Genomic DNA, 3,303 nt, shown 5'->3' with positions numbered 1-3,303 from the left:
TCCATATATATGATGGAACGTGTGAACATCGAAATCTTATCATGAATCGTCTTTATTTTTGAATTGAGATTATTATTGTCCGCGGGAGATAGCATGAAGGAAGCGACATCATCCTGATAAGTCAATTCCAGCGAAACACGCTCYATTTGTTTAAAAATGGTCTCGATACTGTCCTTCACGCGGTACAGGGCATTCATGTTCACACCGCTTATTTCCGTCTCAATGGCTTTATTCATTTGAACATACGTAACGATGCTTAAGCCTGTAAAAGGAACAATCACGAGGAGAAATATAAGGATTAAACTTTTGATAAAGAGACTTTGAAACTTGTACATGCGGACTGCTTGAATTAAATTACGRTTTGTTTTCATTTTCAGCACCTTTTGAAATCAAGCTTTGTTGTCGAATATAATCCTTAGGACTGACACCCGTTGTTTGTTTGAACAATCGGGCGAAATATTTACTATTCAGATAGCCAACTTTTTCTGTTATCTCATGAATTTTATATTGACGTGATTCTAATAATTCAATCGCTTTTTGAATCCGCAATTGGGTTAAATAATCAATATAATTGATACCTAATGCTTGTTTGAAGATTCGGCTAAAATAAATATGATTCAAGAACACATGATTAGCCACCTCTTCAAGCGATAAATCCCGATGAAAGTTCTGTAAAATATATTTCTGCGCGGCTTCGACGATCAGAGTAGCATTCGATTCTTTCGTATTGATATTGAGCACCATAAGATCATTGATAAACTGCTTGGCCCATCTGCGGATTTCCTCTAGATCGTTGATCTCGATAACAGCGTGGTAATTGTGAGCGGTCTCATGCGGTATCTTACCGACTTGGCCGCGATCTGCGTAGTATCGAAATACCATTGCGAATAAATCCATAATTAATCGATGAACAAATGAGATTGGCAAATTACGAAATTCGTCCATGAATCGATCCAGCAAGCTCATCGTATTCTCGATTTGGCCGTCCGTAATATGCGCCATGAATAGCTTGTACTTCCCCAGCAGATTTTCATACTCGCTCGGCTCCAACCGATCTTTACCGCGCGTCTCCTCATAAACTAGCTTTAACGGTACGCTAAACTGGGCTAATTCAGTTAGATTCGTAAACGTAGCTGTCACGTGATAACAAATCTCGATGTCAAAATTGCTGCGGATTCGGGAAATAATTTCATTCAGCTCTGTATCGAGTTGATTACAAAGGTCCTCTTGAGTTATAGCATGATTAGGAAAAGCAAGTAATTTCATCCCCTGATATTCATTAAAGACCGCCTTATACAAGAAATTAGCATTTTCAGCAAGGAAAATGCTTTTTAACGAATAGGATAGCTTTTCTGGCTTAATGGTCAGCTTCTCAGGTTCACATAGCTCCAAGTCAATCAAAGCGCAAGGACAATGGTTTGGGTCTAAGGAAAGAGATAATAATTGTATGCGTTTATGAAGCTCATTCGAATTCCGCAAGGCCCCCATAACGAGATCGGTATAAAATTGCTCTTTCAATAGAGGAAGAAGCTCATCAAATCGTACAGATTGCTGTTGCTGTTGGATAGAAGCACTCTTCTGTTGATCTAACTTTAGCTTCAGGCTCTGGAATACATCCGTAATTACGTCGTATTTCGTCGGCTTTAATAAATAATTCTCTACATTATACGCAATGGCTTGTTGGGCATATTCGAAATCTTTGTAACCGCTAATGATAATGACACGAATATGCGGATAGTTCTCATATATATGCTTGGATAATTGGATTCCATTAATCTCTGCCATTCGAATATCAGTTAGCACAATGTCAACCTCATGTGCTTTCAAATATTCGATGGCCTCTTTACCGTCCTCGAAATCAGCAACGATCTGAAACCCAAGTGATTCCCAATCTAGGAAATATCTCAACCCTCTGCGTACAATCTCTTCGTCGTCAACCAGAATAAGCTTGTACATGGTACGTCATCCTCTCGATGTTTTCACATCATTATATCGCAATGATATGTGGTTATTGGAGTCTTTCTGTGGATATTCTAAGCATTAGTTTAAAAAAGTAACTTTAATTGCTTTAAGTGCCTTCATCCAATCTATTTGCGCAACTTCGTATCCGTATCTTTAATTTGGCTACCTATTCAATTATACCCCGATTTCGTAATATTAAAGTAAGCAAAGGGGGAAACGACACATGAGAGAGACCGCATTATATACTGTGACAGATGAGACGACAAGCGAAATAATGACGAAGCCACTTAGAAGTAATTCATTTAAACGATTGGTAAAAGAGAATATAGCCTTATTTCTCCTAACCTTACCAGCTATTTTATATTATCTAATTTTTCACTACACACCGATGTTCGGAATCATACTTGCCTTTAAAGATTATAAGTATAGCGAAGGTATATTTGGGAGCTCATGGATTGGGTTCAAAAATTTTGAATATTTCTTCACATCAATGGATGCATGGCGAATTACAAGAAATACAGTTAGTTATGCGGGTGTATTTATCATCTTGGGGAATATCGCGGCTGTTACAGTTGCACTCTTGCTGTTCGAGGTTCGCGGGAAATTGGCTTTAAAATTTTATCAAACATCGATGATTATGCCGAAATTTTTATCTTGGGTTCTAGTCGGATATATGACGTACGCGTTATTTAATCCTACATTGGGTTATTTCAATCAATTGCTCCAATTCTTCGGATTTGAATCCATTGACGTCTACTCTAATTCCAAGTACTGGCCTTACATTATCGTGTCTGTGGAAGTTTGGAAAACGGTTGGATTAAGCTCCATTATTTATTACGCGGCCTTGATGAGTGTTGATCCAGAATTGTTCGAAGCTGCCAAAATTGACGGAGCTGGACGAATGAGACAAATATTCGCGATTTCACTTCCTTCACTTTCGCCTGTTTTAACGATTATCATCATTCTGGCAATTGGTAATCTGTTCAGAGGAGATTTCGGATTGTTCTACCAAATTCCAAGGGATATTGGCGTGTTGTATCCAACAACGGATGTTATTGACACTTATGTTTACCGTGGATTGCGTTCAGGGGACTTCGGGATTTCAGCTGCTGTAGGATTGTTCCAAGCTGTCGTCGGACTTATTCTGATCGTTATTAGTAATATGATTGTTAAGAGAGTAAACCCTGATAATTCTTTGTTCTAATTTGTCAATAAAAGTGTAAGAAGGAGGCGGCCCAGAATGTCTAAACCATTCTCTGCTAATTTAGGCAATAAGTTAATTCATGTGTTCTTGATTCTATTAAGTTTAGCGTTCATCATTCCATTTCTTCTCGTCATCGC

Annotated in this window: 3 protein-coding genes; 1 reads left to right on the top strand and 2 read right to left on the bottom strand. The window is 38.3% G+C overall.

Annotation, left to right across the window (positions count from 1 at the left end):
• Positions 1-335, bottom strand: a 335-nt coding sequence (locus AC1DVJ_RS30350; protein ID WP_477596547.1) for a hypothetical protein, incomplete at its 3' end; no start/stop codon positions are given.
• 19 nt (positions 336-354) lie between these two features.
• Entirely contained in the window at positions 355-1,956 is a 1,602-nt protein-coding gene (locus AC1DVJ_RS30345; RefSeq protein WP_477596544.1) for a response regulator, read from the bottom strand.
• A 229-nt stretch (positions 1,957-2,185) separates the two neighbouring features.
• On the opposite strand from AC1DVJ_RS30345, the gene AC1DVJ_RS30340 reads away from it, so the two are divergent.
• Entirely contained in the window at positions 2,186-3,166 is a 981-nt protein-coding gene (locus AC1DVJ_RS30340) for an ABC transporter permease (protein ID WP_477596542.1), read from the top strand.
• Positions 3,167-3,303 lie beyond the last annotated feature (137 nt).

The sequence above is a fragment of the Paenibacillus sp. P4_A9 genome, assembly GCF_056402415.1.
The sequence above is the reverse complement of the archived record's forward strand: the minus strand, read 5'-3'. Positions and strand labels throughout refer to the sequence as shown.